This is a genomic window from Mesorhizobium sp. M0207, from assembly GCF_040321995.1.
GTDB lineage: Bacteria > Pseudomonadota > Alphaproteobacteria > Rhizobiales > Rhizobiaceae > Mesorhizobium.
The window spans coordinates 21,169-38,932 of sequence record NZ_JAMYSQ010000020.1 but is presented as its reverse complement, the minus strand read 5'-3'; the positions used below and the strand labels follow the sequence as shown (position 1 = coordinate 38,932).

The window sequence follows — 17,764 nt, the reverse complement described above, 5'->3', positions numbered from 1 at the left end:
CCTTACTTCACCAATCCCTTTTCCTTGTAATACCTCTCGGCGCCTGGATGCAGCGGCACTGGCATGCCGTCGAGCGCCTTAGCCGGGTCGATCGCCTTGGCGGCGGCGTGGGCAGCGGTGAGCTGGTCGAGATGCTCGAACAGCAGTTTCGTCATCTGGTAGGCGGTCTCGTCGGAGACATCGGCGCTGGTGATCAGGAAATTGCCGACGGCGGCGGTCGCAACATCCTCGGTCTGGCCCTCGTAGGTGCCCTTGGGGATGACCACGGAAAGATAGGGCGAGCCGATCTTGGCGACGTCCTCCGCCGGCACGGCAACGATGTTTACCGGCAATGAGGTGGCGAGGTCACGGATCGACGCGACCCCAAGGCCAGCCGACTGAAGCGTGGCGTCGAGCTGGCGGTTCTTGATCAGCTCCACCGATTCGGCGAAGGGCAGATATTCGACCCGCCCGAGGTCTTCGTATTTCAGCCCGGCAGCGGCAAATATCGTGCGGGCGTTGAGCTCGGTGCCTGAGGCCGGCGCGCCGACCGAAAGGCTCTTGCCCTTGAGATCGGCGAGCGTCTTGATGCCGGATTCCTTGCTGGCGACGATCTGGATGTAGTTGGGATAGATGGCGGCAATGCCGCGCAGCTTGTCGAGCTTGCCTGGGAAGCCTGCTTCAGTATTGCCTTCGGCGGCCAGCTTGACGGAATCGCCGAGCGCAAAGGCGATCTCGCCCTTGCCCTGCTGAAGCAGATTGAGGTTTTCGACCGACGCTTTCGTCGCCTGCACCTGAGTACGCGCGCCTTCGATGCCCTTGCCGTAGATTTCCGACAGCGCGACGCCGAGCGGATAGTAGACGCCGGACGTGCCGCCGGTCAGCACGTTGATGAATTCCTGTGCCTTGACCGATACCGCGCCAAGGCCAAGCGACAGCGCCAGCACGCCGGCTGCAACAAATTTCGTTCTGAAATTGAGCATGCGATTTCCTCCCTGAAAATTCGCCGCCGTGCCCTCCTCGGCGGCACGAAGCGAGTTTAGACAGCGGGCGGGAAATGCCAACCCGCAATAGCAGCGATTAGACGAACGGCTAAGCAGTGCCGCAACACGTTGGCGCTTGCGCGAGGTCGCATCGCGGCAGAAAGATTTTTCCAGCGCTTGTCGAAATCCGGCAGGGCCGCGCGACATAAGTCCGGCTCGCAACGATGCGGCCTTCGAGAAACGGGAGAAGACCATGCGATACATGCTTTTGATCTATGGAAACGAAGCGGGGATGGCAGCCGCGCCACCAGATGCGGTGACACAGATGTCGAGCGCGTACGTCGCCTACACCGAAGCGCTGAAGAAATCCGGCGCCTGGCTCGCCGGCGACCGGCTGAAGCCGACGCAATCCGCTACCTCGGTGCGGATGGCCAATGGCAAGACCAACGTGCTCGACGGCCCCTATGCCGACACCAAGGAGCAGCTTGCCGGCTTCTATATGATCGAAGCGGAGGACGTCGACGCCGCCATCGCCTGGGCGGCGCGCTGCCCGGGCGCCAGCACCGGCACGGTAGAGGTGCGGCCGATCTGGGAACTCACCATGTGATGCCGGAATTGCCCGATACTGCGCGGGCGGCGGCGGAAGCGGCCGCCCGGCAAAGCTACGGCAAGCTGGTCGCTTATCTCGCCGCACGCACGCGCGACGTGGCCGCTGCCGAGGACGCATTGGCCGATGCCTTTGCAGCGGCGCTCGAGCGTTGGCCACAGGCGGGCGTGCCCGACAAGCCGGAAGCCTGGCTGCTGGCGGTGGCACGCAAGCGCCGCGTCGACGCGATCAGACGGCGGCTGACACGCGAGGCGGGCCGCGAGCACCTCAGACTGATCGCCGAGGAGATGGAGGCGCGCATGGCCGAGGAAGACCTGCCGGACGAGCGGCTCAGGCTCATGTTTGCCTGCGCCCATCCCGCGATTGAGGCCGGCGTGCGAGCACCGCTGATCCTGCAGACGGTCCTGGGCTTCGACGCAGCGACCATCGCCTCGGCTTTTCTTGTCTCGCCAGCCACGATGAGCCAGCGCCTGGTGCGCGCCAAGACGCGAATTCGCGAGACAGGCATTCCGTTCCGCGTGCCGGAGCGGGCCGAGCTCGGCGAGCGGCTGGGCACCGTTCTGGAAGCGATCTACGCGGCGTTTGCCGAAGGTTGGTCCGACCCGGCCGGCACCGAAATGCGGCGCCGCAATCTCGCGACCGAAGGCATCTGGCTCGGCCGTTTGATCGCCTCGCTGATGCCGGATGAGCCGGAAGCACTCGGCCTGCTGGCGCTGATGCTGTTCGCCGAGGCGCGGCGTGCAGCCCGGCGCAATGCGGCGGGTGACTATGTGCCGCTGGCCGAGCAGGATCTTGCATTGTGGGACGATACCCTGATCGATGAAGCGGAGGCGCTGCTCGGGCGCGCGGCCGCCGAGGGTGTTGTCGGCCGCTACCAGCTCGAGGCCGCCGTGCAATCCGCCCATACGACACGGCGGCTGACCGGTTGTACCGACTGGGTCGCGATCAAGGAGCTCTACGACGCGCTGTCGGTGATTGCCGGCTCGCCGGTGGTGTCGATCAACCGTGCGGTGGCCATTGCCGAGGCCGAAGGTGCTTCAGCAGGATTGGGCGCGCTTGATCAACTCAGCGGCGACAAGCGGCTGTATGACTATCAACCTTACTGGGCCGCCCGCGCGGGCCTGCTGGCCAGACTCGGCAAAGTTCCACAAGCGAGCGAGGCCTATGACCGGGCTATCGGCCTCGAACGCGATCCGGCCGTGCGCCGGTTCCTGCAGGAACGACGGGCAGGGCTCGGCCGCGCGGAAAGACACTGAGACAAGGCGGAGTGCTTAGGCCGGCCACATGTCGTGGGAAGCATTCAGCCTCTTTATCACCCGATGTTCCCGCAAATTGGCCCACAGGCGTTCGATGTTCGGCCAAGCGGTTGGAACCTTCGCGACCTCCGGATGCCAGGCCACCAACATGACGAGATAGATGTCGGCCAGCGAGAGCCGGTCGCCGGCCAGCCAGTCATGGCCTGCGAGGGCGGCATCGAGAATGGCGAGGCTGCGATCCATTTCCGAGACCGCCGCCTGTTTGACAGCGTCCACGCCCCGGGGATCGGTCGTGTAGCGATGAGCGTAGAAGAACCGCAGGTCAGCCGAATAGATGACGGAGGACATGAAAAACATCCAGCGCAGGAAGTCGGCGCGGTCAGCCGAACTTGCTGCGGGCGCCAGTCCTGCTTCGGGGTGGCGCTCGGCCAGCAGGATGCAGATCGCCGCCGATTCGGTCATCGAGCGTCCGTCCGGCAAGATCAGGACCGGCACCTGGTTCAAGGGGCTGATATCTAAAAAGGCCTGGTCGGGTCGGCCCTTCGGAACGTCGATCTGGTCGAAAGGCACGCCCGCCAAAGCGAGCGCCGCCTCGACGACAAAGCCGCCGGTATTGGCACGCGTATAGAGCTTGTACATAAAGTCCTCCACCTGCCGGGCAGCGACGATTGATACGGAAGTGACCCGCCGCTCAAGCGAACGACGCCCGCCACAGGTGGTTTTTCAGCGGTCCACGCCGACGCGTGATACTGAGTATTTGATGTCGGAGGGGCATCGCGAAGGATCGCTACTGACCGGTAAAAAACGCTCGTGTCTAAGCGCCCAATCCCTCGAACAGGATCGTCGAGAGATAGCGCTCGGCGAAGGAGGGGATGACGACGACGAGGTTCTTGCCCTTGTTCTCGGGCCGCGAGCCGACGACGATCGCCGCTTGCAGGGCGGCCCCCGACGAGATGCCGACCGGCACACCTTCGAGCCGAGCGACGAGCCGTGCATTGGCAACCGAATCCTCGTTCGAGACCTTGACGATCTCGTCATAGATCGTCGTGTCGAGGATTTTTGGCGCGAAGCCGGCGCCAATGCCCTGGATCTTGTGCGGGCCTGGCTGGCCGCCCGACAGCACCGGCGAGGCTTCCGGTTCGACGGCGACGACATGCACCGAGGGCTTACGCTTCTTCAGCACCTGGCCGACGCCGGTGATGGTGCCGCCGGTCCCGATGCCGGCAACGAAGATATCGACTTCGCCATGGGTGTCGTTCCAGATTTCCTCGGCGGTGGTGCGGCGATGGATTTCCGGATTGGCCGGGTTTTCGAATTGCTGCGGAATGACAGCGTCGGGCAGCGTTGCCGCCAGCTCGTCGGCCTTGGCGATGGCGCCCTTCATGCCTTTCGGCCCTTCGGTCAGCACCAGTTCGGCACCGAGCAGAGCCAGCATCTTGCGGCGTTCGACGGACATGGTTTCCGGCATGGTCAGGATCAGCTTGTAGCCCTTGGCAGCGGCGGCAAAGGCGAGTGCGATGCCGGTATTGCCCGAGGTCGGCTCGATGAGGGTGGTCTTGCCGGGCGTAATCCTGCCCGAAGCCTCCAATGCCTCGATCATCGACACGCCGATGCGGTCCTTGACCGAGGCGATCGGGTTGAAGAATTCGAGCTTGGCCAGCAGATTGGCGACGACACCCTTCTCCCTGGCGAATTTATCAAGCCGCACCAGCGGCGTGTCGCCGATCGTCTCGGTGATCGAATTGTAGATGCGGCCGCGGCCGGGCACGTGTGTGGGGGTGGCGGGCTTGTTCATTGATTTCCTCCCAGAGGTCAAGCGGCAAGAGTCGCGCGGGCATAGGATAGAGCCATCCACCGCGCAAGATAGGCTGTCGATCGAAAAATATCCGAGTGAAGTTCGTGCTGAGTACCCCCGCCTTTGCAAGGGGTGGCAATCCTTGGGCGGATTGGCGAAAGAGATCTATTGGCGGGCGGCAATTGCCGCCGCCGCGCCGACCATAAAGCCGGCGGCGGTGCGGTTGAGTGCCCTCAGCGCCCGCGGCGACTTCAGGAACCAGCGCGCCTTGGCCGCCAGCGCCAGATAGGGCACCAGCACGACGAGCAGGACGACGATGGTGAGCGCGACGAGGATGCTGTAATCGGCCAGCGTGATCGTCTTCAGATCGACGATGGTCGGGGTGATGGCAAGATAGAAGATCATCGTCTTCGGATTGCCGAGCGTGACGGCAAGGCCGGCTACAAAGCTGGATGCCAAGCCGCCCTTGCCTTTCTTCGCCTCCACCGTTTCGGGCGTGATGCCGCTCGTCCAGAAACGCCAGCCAAGAAAGGCGAGGTAGGCGACGCCCAGCCATTTGATGGCCAGGAAGACCATGCCGAAAGTCTGTGCGACGAAAGCCAGGCCGAGCACCACGGCAGTGAGATAGGTCAGGTCACCGAGCATCAGCCCGAACGACATGGCCAGCGACGAGTGGAAGCCGGAACCCAGAGCACGCGCAACAAGCGCGGTGACGCCTGGGCCCGGGATGGCCGCGGCGATGCCGAGGGCAGCACTATAGGCGAGGAACCCAGTGAGTGTCATGATTGGCGCTTGTCGCACAATGTTGAAGTTGGGTGAATTCCCTCGGGCCGGATTCGATTGCGCCAGCGCAGCAGGCGACACCGCCGTTCAGGAACGGCCGTCTTCGTAGGTAACGCGCCAGATGGTGCCATTACCGTCTTCTGTGACGATCACCGAGCCGTCCTTGGCCATCGCGACACCGACCGGGCGGCCCCAGACGGCGTCGTTCGAGATGACGAAGCCGGTCATGAAGTCCTCATATTCGCCGGTCGGCTTGCCATCCCTGAATTTGAGCCTCACCACCTTGTAGCCGGTCCTGGCGCCACGGTTCCACGAACCATGCATGGTGACGAAGGCGTCACCCTGATAATCCGCCGGGAAGTTCTTGCCGTCGTAGAAGGCTATATTCATCGGCGCCGAATGCGCCTGCATCAATACATCGGGGACAGTGGCCTTGCCGGCGAGGTCTGGCCGTTCGCCCTGATGGCGCGGATCCTCGTTATTGCCGATGTAGTACCAAGGCCAACCATAGAATCCGCCGTCCTTGACCGCCGTTGCAAATTCGAACGGCACATTGTCGCCGAGTTCGTCGCGCTCATTGACGACGCACCACAATGCGCCGGTGGCGGGCTGCACGGTCATGCCCGTACAGTTGCGCAGGCCGGTGGCAACAGTTCGGGGATTTTTCCCATCCGGGTCAAAGGCGAGCACATCGGCACGGCCGTCCTCGGAGCCCCAGGCCGCCCCTAGCGGCTTTGATTTGGCCCAAGCTTCGAGGCCGCTATCCGGCTCCTTGCCTATATCCTCGGCGACGTTCGAGGCGGAGCCAACCGACAAATAAAGCGTTTTGCCGTCCTGCGAGAAGGCGATGTCGCGGGTCGTGTGACCACCCGACGGGATTTTGGCGACAATGGTTTCTGGTTTGCCGGATGTCTTCAGGTCGCCATCGCGATAGGGGAAGCGGACGATGCTGTCGCTGTTCGCGACATAAACCCATTGCGGTTTGTCTCCTGGCGGATAGAAGGCGATGCCGTAGGGATAATTGAGCCCCTTGGCGAAGATCGCTTTCTCGATGGGCCTGGCGCTGCCCTCGGCGAGACGATAGACGCGTATTTGGTCGGCATGGCTGTTGGCAACAAACAGGTCGCCATTCGGAGCGACGCGCACGACACGTGGATTGACGATGCCGGATGCGATCATTTCAGCCGAAAAGCCCGACGGCAATTCTGGCTTGGCGCTTTCGGGCCGTTCCGCCACGCCGGCGCCGTTCGAAGCGGATTGGGCGGGGTCGGCTGCCGGCATGTCTCGCGGCCCAATCAGGCGTCGGACGCCAGGCCTGTCGGCGTGCCAATCGCCAAACGCGGCTTCGCCTTTGAGCACATTCTGGTCCGCCTGCTGGGCGGCTGCCGGTGTCGCAACAAGGAGGGCAGCGGCCAAGGCCGCAAAGCCGCCAGATCGGATCATCAACGTCCTCCGGGATTCGCCTCGAACAGGGGCAAACGGCATCAGGTATTGATCGTTCCAAGCGGCCGTCCAGCACACGAGGATTTGAAGCCGAACCCGTTCAGTTGCCAGAGGCGTAAAAGTCGTCGTCGAGGCGCTTTTCCAGCGCGACCAGATCGGCCGGCAGCGGTAAACCCATCGCCCGCATCTCTTGCAGCTTCTCGCGCAACTGCTCTTGTACCTCGTGCTGATCCTCTGGCTGGTTGATCATTTCTTCGAGCAGCAGACTGATCTGGGCCTTGAACGATTCCAGCGCCATTCTTTTCTCCTCCTTGCGGCGGGCCCGCGGCGGCTCCTAGCTCAGCATGCGCGAAATCAGCTGCGCCGTATAGTCGACCATCGGTACTATGCGCGCATAATTCAGCCGCGTCGGCCCGATGACGCCGAGCGCACCGACGACACGCGCGTCCTTGTCGCGATAGGGTGCCACCACCAGCGAGGAGCCAGACAGCGAAAACAGCTTGTTTTCCGAACCGATGAATATGCGCACGCCTGGGCCTGCCTCGGCGAGGTCGAGAAGCTGGATCAGCCCATCCTGCGTCTCCAGATCCTCAAACAGATGCCGCAGCAATTCTATGTCGGCCTGGGCAGTGACGTTTTCCAGGAGATTGGCGCGACCGCGCACGATAAGCCGCCCAGGCACGCCGCTTTCAGCGCCTGCCCAGACCGCCAGGCCCTTCTCGACCAGATCCTGCGACAGCGTGTCGAGGGCCGCCCTGGTCTCTTCCTTGATGCGGGCGATCTCGACCCGCGCCTCGGCCAGGGTGCGACCGCGGATATGGGCGTTGAGGAAGTTAGAGGCTTCGTGCAATTGCGAGATGGTGATGCCGGCGGGCAGATCGATGACGCGATTTTCGACGTCGCCGTTCTGCGAGACCAGCACGGCCAGCGCCTTGGTCGGCTCGAGCTGGATGAATTCGATGTGCTTAAGCGCCGCCTCATTCTTGGCGGCGAGCACGAGGCCGGCGCCGCGCGACATGCCGGACAGCATCTGGCTGGCCTCGGTCAGCATATGCTCCAGAGTTGCGCCCGAGCCGGAGGCGCGCACCTGGGCCTCGATGGTGCGGCGCTCCTCGTCGGAGAGGTCACCAAGTTCCATGAAAGCATCGACGAAGAAGCGCAGGCCTGCCTGGGTCGGCAGCCGGCCAGCCGAAATGTGCGGCGCATAGATCAGGCCGAGATGCTCAAGGTCGCTCATCACGTTGCGGATGGTGGCCGGCGACAGCGACGACGGCAGGATGCGCGACAAGCTGCGCGAACCGACCGGCTCGCCATCCCTCAAATAGGAATCGACGATGCGCCGGAAGATGTCGCGCGAACGCATGTCGAGCGATTGAAGCGCGGGCGATTGCAGCGCGTGCGACGGGAGCACGTGCGACTGCAAACCGGGATCGACTGCCTTTGTCATTTCGAGCCAAAAACCTCCGCCCCGAAGATATAGACTTCCGCGGTGTCGGCGCAACCGGTCCATTTTCCTTTGCGCCTCACGCCCCGTGCGGCTACAAGCCGGCCAAGATTCCCCGGCCAAGACTCCGAAGAAAGAAGCCTGAATGCGCCCTTCCAAACGCCAATTCGACGAAATGCGCCCCATCTCCTTCGAGCGCGGCGTCTCCAAGCATGCGGAAGGCTCGTGCCTGGTGAAGTTCGGCGACACGCATGTGCTGTGTACGGCCAGCCTGGAGGAAAAGGTGCCGGGCTGGATGCGCAACTCCGGCAAGGGCTGGGTGACGGCGGAATACGGCATGCTGCCGCGTTCGACCGGCGAGCGCATGCGCCGCGAGGCTTCGTCCGGCAAACAAGGCGGCCGCACGCTGGAAATCCAGCGGCTGATCGGCCGCTCCCTGCGCGCCGTGGTCAATCTGCAGGCGCTCGGCGAGCAGCAGATCACCGTCGACTGCGACGTGATCCAGGCCGACGGCGGCACGCGCACCGCTTCGATCACCGGCGGCTGGGTGGCGCTCTACGACTGCCTGCGCTGGATGGAAGCCCGCCAGATGGCGAGCCTGAGCAAGGTGCTGAAGGATCACGTTGCGGCAATCTCCTGCGGAATCCATGATGGCCAGCCGGTCATCGACCTCGACTACATCGAGGATTCCTCGGCCGGCACCGACGCCAATTTCGTCATGACCGGCAAGGGCGGCATCGTCGAGATCCAAGGCACGGCCGAGGGCGAGCCGTTCTCGGAAGAGCAGTTCGCGGCGCTGATGGGGCTCGCCAAGAAAGGCATTCAGCGCCTGGTCAGCTTGCAGCAAATGGCGGTGGCTTAGCTGCGGTCCAATATTGATGAGATTGGCGATCCTGTGACTCCTTCCGCAATCCTGGAATCAGCACTCTACGTGACCGACCTTGCTGCCGCGGAACGGTTCTATTCGGGCGTGCTCGGGCTCGATCTGCTCGGTAAGGTCGATGGCAGGCATCTCTTCTTCCGCTGCGGCGACGGCGTGCTGCTTATCTTCAATGCCGAGGCCACCAAAGTGCCGCCGCGGGCCGACGCCAAGCTGCCCGTGCCGCCGCATGGCGCGGTCGGCCAGGGCCATCTTTGCTTCGCCGCAAGCGCGGATGAAATCCCACGCTGGAAAGCGCATCTTGAGGCGAAGAAAATCGCCATCGAAAGCGAGTTCGAGTGGCCGCAAGGCGGCCGCTCGATCTATATTCGCGATCCCTCCGGCAATTCGATCGAATTCGCCGAGCCACGAATTTGGGGCATCTGATGCATTCGCCAACTATTCATTCGCTTGATGGGCATAAGATCATCGTCGCAAGCCACAACGCCGGCAAATTGCGAGAATTCGCCGATCTGATGGCGCCATTCGGCATTGAAGCGAAGTCCGCAAAGGAATACGGCCTGCCGGAACCGGACGAGACCGGCACCACTTTCGAGGAGAACGCCCTCATAAAAGCCTTGGCCGCCGCCAAGGCCACTGGATTGCCGGCGCTGTCGGACGATTCCGGCCTGTGTGTCGATGCGCTCGACGGCGCACCCGGCGTCTACACCGCCAACTGGGCTGAGACGCCGGACGGCTCCCGCGACTTCGGCATGGCCATGCAGCGCACGGAAGTGGCCTTGCAAGAAGTTGGCGCGATCACGCCTGCCCAGCGCAAGGGCCGCTTTGTCGCGGTCATCTGCCTGGCCTTCCCCGATGGCCAGGCGGAATATTTTCGCGGTGAGGTCGAGGGCACGCTGGTATGGCCGCCGCGCGGCGAGCTCGGCTTCGGCTACGATCCGGTGTTCTTGCCCGATGGGTTCGAGAAGACCTTCGGCGAGATGAGCGCGAAGGACAAGCATGGCTGGAAGCCCGGCCAGCCAACCGCATTGTCGCACCGTGCCCGCGCCTTCCAGAAATTCGCGCAAGCCCGATTGGCCGCCGTATGACCATGCTGCTCGACCGCAGGCCTGGTTTCGGCGTCTACGTCCACTGGCCGTTCTGCGCGGCCAAATGCCCGTATTGCGACTTCAACAGCCATGTCCGCCACCAGCCGGTCGACCAGGAGCGTTTTGCCCGCGCCTTCGAGGCCGAGCTGGCGACGATGCGCGGCCGCACCGGGCCGCGCGAGGTGACCAGTATCTTTCTTGGCGGCGGCACGCCATCGCTGATGAAACCGCAGACCGTGGCGGCGGTGCTGGATGCAGTGGCGAAGAACTGGACGGTGCCTGATGGCATCGAGGTGACACTGGAGGCCAATCCCTCCTCCGTCGAGGCCGAGCGCTTTCGCGGCTATCGCGCGGCCGGCGTCAACCGGGTATCGCTTGGCGTGCAGGCGCTGCACGACAAGGATCTGCGCTTCCTCGGCCGTTTGCACAATGTCGATGAGGCCCTGCATGCGATCGGCCTGGCGCGCGAGATATTCCCACGGCTGTCGTTCGACCTGATCTACGCGCGGCCCGGTCAGACGCCGGAAGCGTGGCAGGCGGAGCTCGAGCAGGCGATCGGCCACGCCGCAGACCATCTGTCGCTCTATCAGCTGACCATCGAGGAAGGCACGCCGTTCCATGCGCTGCATGCGGCAAGGAAGTTCATCATTCCAGACAATGAGCTTGCCGCCGATCTCTATGCGTTGACACAGGAGATCACCGCCGCGCGCGGACTGCCGGCCTACGAGATTTCCAATCATGCCAGGCCCGGCGCCGAAAGCCGGCACAATCTCACCTACTGGCGTTATGGCGAATATGTCGGCGTCGGTCCCGGCGCGCATGGCCGGTTCGTCGAAAATGGCCGGCGCGTGGTGACGATCGCCGAGAAAATGCCGGAGACCTGGGCCAATCTGGTCGAGGCCAAGGGCCATGGCGTTACCGGCGGCGAGATCCTGACGCGGTCGGAAGAGGCCGACGAGTTCCTGCTGATGGGGCTGAGGTTGGCGGAAGGCATCGACCTTTCCCGCTACGAGGCATTTTCAGGGCGCGGCCTGTCGACGGCACGGCTGTCGGTGCTGCAGGACGAAGGCCTGGTGGCGCCGATCGGCAATGCCCGCCTGCGTGCCACGCCGGCCGGCATGATCGTGCTCGATGCGGTCGTGGCGGATTTGGCCAGATAGCGCGTTGAAGAACGTTCTCTTCATCTGCAGCCAGAATCGCTTGCGCAGCCCGACGGCGGAGCAGGTGTTTTCCAAGCGGCGGGACATCGAGGTCGCTTCGGCCGGCACTAATCACGATGCCGACATTCCGTTGACGCATGAACTCGTCGCCTGGGCCGACATCATCTTCGTGATGGAAAAAATGCACCGCGCCAAACTGCAGCAGAAATTCAAGACAAGCCTGAAAAAGGCTCGAGTAATCTGCCTCGATATTCCCGACGACTATGCATTCATGGACCCGGCTCTGGTGGGCCTGCTGGAGGCGCGTGTCTCGAAGTATCTGGGTTGAATGATACATCGCGGAGCATGCGCAACCGCGCTTTCGAGAGCTGTCTCGACCAATCGCGAAGGTCTGCGGTGGTCAAGCCTCGTGCTTGTGGCGGTGTTTGGCGCGATCTTTTTCGCTGGTCTCTCCGGAACGGGCCGGCTTGATCTCGCTTTTGTCGCGTGAGGCATGGTGCTGGTCGTCTGTGGAATGTGACGCTGCGCCATCGCGGGCGCTTTTTGTTTCGAGGCGGGTGATGAAAATGTCGAAGCGATTGGGCATCGTCCGGTCAGTGCTCCATCGTGCGGGCGGTTTCGTTTGCGGGCTTGCTCTCTGCCGATCGCTGGCGTGCAAGCGGCTTCTTGGCTCTGCCATCTGCGGCTTCGGCAGGCAGGTTCTTGTCGCATGGCGCAGCGAAGCGTTTGCGGCCGGCATAGTAGGGTTCGAAAACGTCCTGTATCGTCAGGCTGTTCATCCTGCTCCTCCCGAGATCAGGTGTAAAATTCGCCGGCAACGGTTTCGTTCCCTACTATGGCGAAGGCATGGCGGCTGGTTCACGTCGGCATCCCTTTTGGAACCAGGGCCTTTGCAACCCAGGCTTTTGCAACCAAGCGTGAGCCGTGCCAAACAGGGTCGAACGGAGTTGTGCAGGTGACCGGCGAATCGGCCAAACGCAGTTACGTGGTCGGGCAGACCGAAATCGCCGCCCGGCCGCTCGAGCCGGCGCTCTACCTGGTGGCGACGCCTATCGGCAATCTCGCCGACATCACGCTGCGCGCGCTGGAAACGCTCGCCGCCGCCGATATCGTCGCTTGCGAGGACACACGTGTCAGCCGCGTGCTGCTCGACCGCTACGGGATCCGCCGCCGCACCACCGCCTACCACGAGCACAATGCCGGCGAGGCCGGACCGAAGCTGATCGCGGCGCTCGAGGCCGGCCAAAGCGTAGCGCTGATCTCGGATGCCAGCACGCCGCTCATCTCCGACCCCGGCTACCGGCTGGTCGGTGAGGCGCTGGAACGTGGCATTCGTGTCGTGCCGATCCCCGGCCCATCAGCAGCACTTGCCGCCTTGACGGCATCCGGCCTGCCCTCGGACGCGTTTCTGTTTGCCGGCTTCCTGCCGGTGAAGTCCGGGCAGCGGCTGACGCGGCTGGAAGCGCTGAAGGCGGCGCCAGCAACGTTGATCTTATTCGAATCGCCGCGCCGGCTGGCCGAGACGCTCAGTGCCATGGTCGAGGTGCTGGGCGGTGCCCGCAAGGCGGCGATCGGCCGCGAGCTGACCAAGACTTTCGAGGAGATGCGGACCGGCACCCTGCAATCGCTCGCCAGCCATTATGCGGGAGCCGATACGCCCAAGGGTGAAATCGTCATCTGCGTCGGCCCGGCCGATGCGGTCGCTGATGAGCCAGAAGACATCGACCGGCTGCTGCTTTCGCTCGCCGCCGAGATGCCGGCCTCCAAGGCAGCGGCGGAAGCCGCCAAGATGACGGGTGGCCAGAAGCAGGCGCTCTATCGTCGGCTGCTCGACCTCAAGAATGCCGGAAGAGACGGGACCGGCGGAGGCGGCGATGGCTGAACGGCCGAGCGCCAGCCGGCAAAAGGCCTACCGGCGCGGCCATCACGGCGAATGGCTGGCGGCGGCGGCGCTGATGCTGAAAGGCTACCGAATTCTTGCCCGCCGCCACCGCACCAGGTTCGGCGAGATCGACCTGATCGCACGGCGTGGCGATCTGGTGCTGATTGTCGAGGTCAAGGCGCGCCGCACGCTGATGGACGCAATGGAAGCCGTCGGTCGCGAATCGGAGCACCGCATCGAAGGCGCCGCCGATTTCTGGCTGTCGCGCCAATCCGACTACGGAAAATTATCGGTGCGCTTCGACATGGTGGCGGTGCTGCCGTGGCGCTGGCCGGTGCATGTCAAGAATGTGTTTTACGGGCGAAACTAGGCCATTCTCGAAGTGGGGCCGTTTTGCTGCGCCTGCGGTTCAGATCATGGTTTGCCGATCTGTCAAGCATCCGCCCAGCGCTGACTGGAACAAAAGCGTTCCTGCGTTGTTCCCCAATCGTCCTGATGTTCGACGGGCTGGTTCAAATGCCGGCCTGGGCAGTCCTCGCGGCAGCTATGCGAGGACAAAGGGATGGCGAGGCAAATGGATCCTGACGATCTCAACCCGGTACGGATCGTCACCGTGTTCGGCGGAACTGGCTTTCTCGGGCGCAGGATCGTGAAGCGGCTCCTGGAAAGAGGTTTCACGGTGCGCGCTGCATCTCGCCATCCGGCTCGCGTGGCCCTGGTCTTTTCCTCGATTACAAGGATGCCCGAGGCAGTCGAGGCGGATATATTGGATGCGTCCTCGATCAGGTCGGCCATTACCGGATCACAGGCGGTCGTGAATGCTGTCAGTCTTTACGTCGAGCACGGCGTCCAGACCTTTGAACGCGTGCATGTGAAAGCCGCGGCCGATCTCGCTGCCGCGTCGCGCGACCGCGCGATCGACCAGTTCGTCCTGATTTCAGGGATCGGCTCCGATCCTCAATCGGATTCGAATTACATAAGGGCGCGTGGGCGCGGAGAGGGTGCCGTGGAAAGCGCATTTCCCGGCGCTTTCATTGTGCGTCCCGCCGTCATGACAGGACCTGACGACGCTTTCCTCACGACCATTGTGAGGATGATACGCCTCCTGCCGGTCTATCCGCTGTTCGGCGATGGTGGCACACGGCTTCAGCCGGTCTATGTGGCGGACGTCGCCGAAGCAGTGAGCCGGCTGATCGACGGGCGAACCCACACGGGTTCATCCATATTCGAATTCGGTGGCCCGCGCATCTATACCTATAAGGAACTGCTTCGGGAGATCGCCCGACAGCTCGATACGCACGTCAAGCTGATGCCGGTGCCGTTTGCGGTATGGAACGCCTTGGCTGGCGTCGCGGAACTCCTCCCGGCTGCCCCCATAACGCGCAACCAGATCGATCTTATGCGTCAGGACAATGTGGCAGCAATCGACACGCCTGGCCTGAAGGAACTCGACATCGAGCCGCGGGATATCGACGAGGTGATCCGTGCGATCGAACAGCGCCGTGGCGTAGGCTCGCGCTCGTCTCCGCCTTAGGACGGCCCCTGATCCTGGCGGGAACCTATCGCCGCGCGACAGGTTGGTCGAGCTTGAAGCCGTGAAAGAAGGAAACGAACTATGGCCAGATGCGATCAATGCGGGAATGACTACGACAAGGCTTTCAAAGTGACGATGGCCGAGGAGACCTACACGTTCGACAGCTTCGAATGCGCGGTCCAGAAACTTGCTCCGATATGTCCGCATTGCGGATGCCGGATCATCGGACATGACGTCGAACAGGATGACATCATCTACTGCTGCGCACATTGCGCCGCGGAGGAAGGTGCGAACGCGCTGACCGATCGCGCGCCTTGATGCACCTCCTTTGGCGTCTCCGGGTCGACCATTCCGAACGACTGCGCCGGCTCATCCCATATTGCCAGTGCTGTCAGCACGACGACGACCAGCCGAGGTCAAGGCCGTCGCACGTTGATGGAGGCAATGGATGCAGTCGGCCACGAATCGGAGCGCCGTATCGAAGGTGCCGGCGATTTCTGGCTGTCGCACCAATGGACTACGGAAAATTGTCGGTGCGCTTCGACAGAAGGCAGCGTGCGTCGTCTTGATCGCGCCAGAGCTGTCATGTTCTTGTACGTTCAAGAACCCGCGTTCGACGCGCTCGTTTAGACGCCGTTCCGTGGCAAGTCGGCTCCCACTTGGACGAGTCGCTCCACGACGGCGGCCGCCTCCTCTGGAATGGCCGGTATGGTGCCCGACTTCCGCGTCGATCCGAAATCGAGGCCGGCGAAAAAGAGACCTGGAACAACGCCGACGCCATCCTCGTGGACGGGCTGGCCGGCGGCATCGAGCGCGCCGGGAAGCCGAACCCATGAGAAATCGCCAGTGAAGCCCGTGCACCAGATCACTGATCTGATGCCGCTCGCCGTCCAGTCGAGGGAGCGGATCGGAGGATCGGGCAAGCGCGGTTCAATCGTCTCGGCTGGATCATCCTCGGCCAGTGGCGCATCGAGGCCGGCGCGCTCGATGTACTCGTCAACCAGGCGCTTGGCATTCGCGGAGACCTCGTCGGCAAATCGCATATGGTCGTCGAGCTCGTCGCCGAAGACGAGGTTGGCGTTCTCCACACCCCTAAAGCGGCCGAGCAGCACCACGCCCTGTGCACTCAGCGATTGCAGGCTGATCGTATGGGTCGCGCCGACCAGCGCGCGGGCCTGCAGCTTGCCGGAGGGGAGGACGAGTTCCTTGCGCGGAACGTCGAGAAAACCGGACAGCGTCAGCCATTTAAGTATGTTGCCCCCGCGGTAGCGCCGCACCCAACGGCCGTTGCGGCTGGTCGCCAAAAAGACCGCACGTCCGGACAGCGCCAGATCCTCGGCGATCTGGCCGCCCGACTGACCGCTGCCGACCACCAGCACCGCGCCACTCTCGAACTCGGCCGGGTTGCGATAAGCCGAGGAATCGACTTGGCGAATTGCGGTTGGCAAATCCGCCGACCCTGCTGGCCGGACCTGCCGATTCTGGTCGCCGGTGGCGATCACCACATTGCGCGCCAGAAATGCCCCGTCCGTCGTGGTGATGCGAAAGATCCCGTCGTCTCTCGTCAGCTCTTGCGCCGGAGTTTGGGTGCTTACCGGCAGGCGGTGCCGCTCGGCATAGCCTTCGAGATACGCGACAAATTCGTGGTGGGTTATCGCGCCCCACGGCTCGGGCCCCTCGTAGGAATCACCGGGTAAGATGGAGCGAATGGTCGGCGAATTCAGTCGAAACGAGTTCCACCGCTGCGTTCGCCACGTTTCGCCAATCCGGCCTCGATCGAGCACACGGTGGTCGCGGCCCTGCCGTTTCAAGAAGTAGCTGACGCCGAGTCCCGCCGGACCGGCGCCAATAACGAGGGCATCAAGAACTTCGCTCATGCATTCCCCTGCCAACCATACGTCCACAAGATCGTGTGGCTCGGCTTCGGGCAAGAATAGAGTTCCGGCTGGGATTGCGCTATCCGCGCCGGCTCATCCCCAGATGGCCAGCCCCGCCAGGCCGACGATGCCGACGACCAGCCGCCACCAGCCGAACAGCGCGTAGCCATGGCGCGAGACGTAGTCGAGCAGGAAGCGCACGACGATTAGCGCGGTGACGAAGGCGGCGACGAAACCGACGGCGATGATGGGCAGGTCGGCGCTGCTCAGCACATTGCGGTTCTTGAACAGGTCGAAGGCGAAGGCGCCGACCATCGTCGGTATGGCGAGGAAGAAGGAGAATTCCGCCGCCGCCCGTTTGTCGACCCCGAGCAGCAGCGCGCCGACGATGGTCGAACCCGAGCGCGACGTGCCGGGGATCAGCGACAGGCACTGAAACAGCCCGATCTGCAGATAAAGCCTGGTCGGAAACCGCTCGACATCGTGGTAATAGGGCTTCGGCTTCATGCGATCGACCAGCAGCAGGATGACACCGCCGATGATCAGCATGATGCAGATCAGCCGCGGCGATTCGAACAGCACCGTCTTGATGAAATCGTGCGCCAGCGCGCCGATAATGGCCGCCGGCAGGAATGCGATGAGGATGCCAAGGACGAAATGCCGCGTCAGCCGATCGTAGGGCAGCTCGAGCAGCATCTTCCAGAGACGGCGGAAATAGACGCTGAGAATCGCCAATATGGCGCCGAGCTGGATCAGGATCTCGAAGGCCTTGCCGGTCGAATGAAAGCCGAGGAAATGGCCGGCAAGCAGGATATGACCGGTTGAAGACACCGGAATAAACTCGGTCAGGCCCTCGAGCATGCCGAGCAGCAGCGCTTCGACGACGGTCTGGCTTTCCATGGCAACCTCGGCGTTGGAGTGAGGGCGTGAGAAAAGGGCTTGCTTGTCACGGCGCGGAACTCCCCCTATAGGTCGCAGCACCCTGACAGCCCGCTGAATCGGGCGGCCAAGACTTACCGGCGCAGCCGGCGATTTGCCAGTGCGCTCTATTAT

General features: G+C 63.2%; 22 protein-coding genes. 11 read left to right on the top strand and 11 right to left on the bottom strand.

Annotation, left to right across the window (positions count from 1 at the left end; translation table 11 throughout):
- Positions 1-2: 2 nt before the first annotated feature.
- Complete coding sequence (locus NKJ15_RS23670) at positions 3-962, bottom strand: TAXI family TRAP transporter solute-binding subunit (RefSeq protein ID WP_352771392.1); 960 nt, start codon at positions 960-962, stop codon at positions 3-5.
- 253 nt (positions 963-1,215) lie between these two features.
- Between NKJ15_RS23670 and NKJ15_RS23665 the strand changes: the two genes are divergently transcribed.
- On the top strand, positions 1,216-1,569 hold the full coding sequence (locus NKJ15_RS23665) for a YciI family protein (RefSeq protein ID WP_352614750.1): 354 nt from the start codon (positions 1,216-1,218) through the stop codon (positions 1,567-1,569).
- Entirely contained in the window at positions 1,569-2,825 is a 1,257-nt protein-coding gene (locus tag NKJ15_RS23660; RefSeq protein ID WP_352771389.1) for an RNA polymerase sigma factor, read from the top strand. The genes NKJ15_RS23665 and NKJ15_RS23660 overlap by 1 nt, the downstream gene beginning before the upstream one ends.
- A gap of 15 nt (positions 2,826-2,840) precedes the next feature.
- On the opposite strand, the gene NKJ15_RS23655 is transcribed toward NKJ15_RS23660, so the two are convergent.
- The 6 genes from NKJ15_RS23655 to hrcA all read right to left on the bottom strand — a co-directional run bounded on the left by NKJ15_RS23655 (position 2,841) and on the right by hrcA (position 8,293).
- On the bottom strand, positions 2,841-3,464 hold the full coding sequence (locus NKJ15_RS23655) for a glutathione S-transferase family protein (RefSeq protein WP_352771387.1): 624 nt from the start codon (positions 3,462-3,464) through the stop codon (positions 2,841-2,843).
- 175 nt (positions 3,465-3,639) lie between these two features.
- Entirely contained in the window at positions 3,640-4,620 is a 981-nt protein-coding gene (cysK, locus tag NKJ15_RS23650; protein WP_023718844.1) for a cysteine synthase A, read from the bottom strand.
- A gap of 165 nt (positions 4,621-4,785) precedes the next feature.
- Positions 4,786-5,403 (bottom strand): LysE family translocator, encoded by a 618-nt coding sequence (locus tag NKJ15_RS23645; protein ID WP_352771385.1) that lies wholly within the window; start codon positions 5,401-5,403, stop codon positions 4,786-4,788.
- A gap of 87 nt (positions 5,404-5,490) precedes the next feature.
- Positions 5,491-6,846, bottom strand: coding sequence for a PQQ-dependent sugar dehydrogenase (locus NKJ15_RS23640; protein ID WP_352771383.1), 1,356 nt, complete (start codon positions 6,844-6,846; stop codon positions 5,491-5,493).
- A 100-nt stretch (positions 6,847-6,946) separates the two neighbouring features.
- Positions 6,947-7,144, bottom strand: a complete 198-nt coding sequence (locus tag NKJ15_RS23635) for a hypothetical protein (protein WP_023678983.1) — start codon at positions 7,142-7,144, stop codon at positions 6,947-6,949.
- A gap of 36 nt (positions 7,145-7,180) precedes the next feature.
- Positions 7,181-8,293, bottom strand: coding sequence for a heat-inducible transcriptional repressor HrcA (hrcA, locus tag NKJ15_RS23630; RefSeq protein ID WP_502893799.1), 1,113 nt, complete (start codon positions 8,291-8,293; stop codon positions 7,181-7,183).
- Between the two features lie 142 nt (positions 8,294-8,435).
- Here hrcA and rph point away from each other — a divergent pair, with 142 nt between their 5' ends.
- From rph to NKJ15_RS23605, 5 genes are read left to right on the top strand one after another with little or no spacing between them, the layout of a single operon-like run.
- The gene (rph, locus tag NKJ15_RS23625) at positions 8,436-9,152 is read left to right on the top strand and encodes a ribonuclease PH (protein ID WP_352473573.1); all 717 of its coding nucleotides are present in this window, start codon (positions 8,436-8,438) and stop codon (positions 9,150-9,152) included.
- A 33-nt stretch (positions 9,153-9,185) separates the two neighbouring features.
- Positions 9,186-9,596: a VOC family protein gene (locus NKJ15_RS23620; protein WP_352473571.1), complete on the top strand. Its 411-nt coding sequence runs from the start codon at positions 9,186-9,188 to the stop codon at positions 9,594-9,596.
- A 14-nt stretch (positions 9,597-9,610) separates the two neighbouring features.
- A complete protein-coding gene (rdgB, locus tag NKJ15_RS23615) occupies positions 9,611-10,258 on the top strand; it encodes an RdgB/HAM1 family non-canonical purine NTP pyrophosphatase (protein ID WP_352614790.1) in 648 nt (215 codons plus the stop codon).
- Positions 10,255-11,418: a radical SAM family heme chaperone HemW gene (gene hemW, locus NKJ15_RS23610; RefSeq protein WP_352817876.1), complete on the top strand. Its 1,164-nt coding sequence runs from the start codon at positions 10,255-10,257 to the stop codon at positions 11,416-11,418. The genes rdgB and hemW overlap by 4 nt, the downstream gene beginning before the upstream one ends.
- A gap of 4 nt (positions 11,419-11,422) precedes the next feature.
- On the top strand, positions 11,423-11,746 hold the full coding sequence (locus NKJ15_RS23605; RefSeq protein WP_352473568.1) for a low molecular weight protein tyrosine phosphatase family protein: 324 nt from the start codon (positions 11,423-11,425) through the stop codon (positions 11,744-11,746).
- A 72-nt stretch (positions 11,747-11,818) separates the two neighbouring features.
- On the opposite strand, the gene NKJ15_RS23600 is transcribed toward NKJ15_RS23605, so the two are convergent.
- Entirely contained in the window at positions 11,819-12,004 is a 186-nt protein-coding gene (locus NKJ15_RS23600; protein ID WP_023678976.1) for a hypothetical protein, read from the bottom strand.
- A 7-nt stretch (positions 12,005-12,011) separates the two neighbouring features.
- Positions 12,012-12,197 carry a hypothetical protein gene (locus NKJ15_RS23595; protein ID WP_352473567.1) on the bottom strand — a complete coding sequence of 62 codons (186 nt, stop codon included), beginning with the start codon at positions 12,195-12,197 and terminating at the stop codon, positions 12,012-12,014.
- A 176-nt stretch (positions 12,198-12,373) separates the two neighbouring features.
- Between NKJ15_RS23595 and rsmI the strand changes: the two genes are divergently transcribed.
- The 4 genes from rsmI to NKJ15_RS23575 all read left to right on the top strand — a co-directional run bounded on the left by rsmI (position 12,374) and on the right by NKJ15_RS23575 (position 15,152).
- Positions 12,374-13,300: a 16S rRNA (cytidine(1402)-2'-O)-methyltransferase gene (gene rsmI / locus NKJ15_RS23590; protein ID WP_352817873.1), complete on the top strand. Its 927-nt coding sequence runs from the start codon at positions 12,374-12,376 to the stop codon at positions 13,298-13,300.
- Positions 13,293-13,670, top strand: a complete 378-nt coding sequence (locus tag NKJ15_RS23585; RefSeq protein ID WP_352817870.1) for a YraN family protein — start codon at positions 13,293-13,295, stop codon at positions 13,668-13,670. Before rsmI ends, NKJ15_RS23585 begins: the two co-directional genes overlap by 8 nt.
- A gap of 192 nt (positions 13,671-13,862) precedes the next feature.
- Entirely contained in the window at positions 13,863-14,834 is a 972-nt protein-coding gene (locus NKJ15_RS23580) for a complex I NDUFA9 subunit family protein (RefSeq protein WP_352683994.1), read from the top strand.
- A gap of 81 nt (positions 14,835-14,915) precedes the next feature.
- Positions 14,916-15,152, top strand: a complete 237-nt coding sequence (locus NKJ15_RS23575; protein WP_502906939.1) for a metallothionein — start codon at positions 14,916-14,918, stop codon at positions 15,150-15,152.
- Between the two features lie 308 nt (positions 15,153-15,460).
- On the opposite strand, the gene NKJ15_RS23570 is transcribed toward NKJ15_RS23575, so the two are convergent.
- Together NKJ15_RS23570 and NKJ15_RS23565 are read right to left on the bottom strand one after the other, a co-directional pair.
- Positions 15,461-16,711, bottom strand: coding sequence for a flavin-containing monooxygenase (locus NKJ15_RS23570; RefSeq protein WP_352817947.1), 1,251 nt, complete (start codon positions 16,709-16,711; stop codon positions 15,461-15,463).
- Positions 16,712-16,804: 93 nt separating this feature from the next.
- Positions 16,805-17,611 carry an undecaprenyl-diphosphate phosphatase gene (locus tag NKJ15_RS23565; protein ID WP_352473563.1) on the bottom strand — a complete coding sequence of 269 codons (807 nt, stop codon included), beginning with the start codon at positions 17,609-17,611 and terminating at the stop codon, positions 16,805-16,807.
- Positions 17,612-17,764: the final 153 nt, after the last annotated feature.